At 59.9% G+C, this 441-nt stretch carries 1 pseudogene; it reads right to left on the reverse strand.

Annotation, left to right across the window (positions count from 1 at the left end):
• Positions 1–360 (reverse strand): annotated as a pseudogene (locus XdyCFBP7245_RS23510) (transposase); the annotation flags it as partial.
• Positions 361–441: the final 81 nt, after the last annotated feature.

Consider the following 441-nt stretch of genomic DNA (forward strand, 5'->3'; position numbering starts at 1 on the left):
ACTGGGACATCGACATCATTTGCAACGCGCGGCGCAGGCTGACCCCAAAACGCTCACGCAGCTGGCCTACCCAGGAACGTCGCTGGGCAGGCCTCAGAGCTTTTTTGTGACCACCTCCTGCAGCATCGCCTTGTCCAGGCTCAGGTCGGCCACCAGTTGCTTGAGCTTGCGATTCTCCTCTTCCAGCAGCCGCAGGCGCTTGAGCTCGGACGGGCCCAGCCCACCGTATTTCTTGCGCCACACGTAGAACGTAGCCTCGGCTATGCCCATCTTCCGGCAGATCTCCCCGACCGCCATCCCAAGCTCGGCCTGCTTGAGCGCGTAGGCCATCTGCTCTTCAGTAAATCGTGACTTCTTCATCGCTTGAATCCTCGTTGCTACGGGGGCCCATGCTGCCGAAGTCTCTACTTTACTGTGGCTCAGTTTTCAGGGGGTGGGTCA

Source organism: Xanthomonas dyei (assembly GCF_002939865.1).
In the GTDB taxonomy this organism is placed as follows: Bacteria; Pseudomonadota; Gammaproteobacteria; order Xanthomonadales; family Xanthomonadaceae; genus Xanthomonas; species Xanthomonas dyei.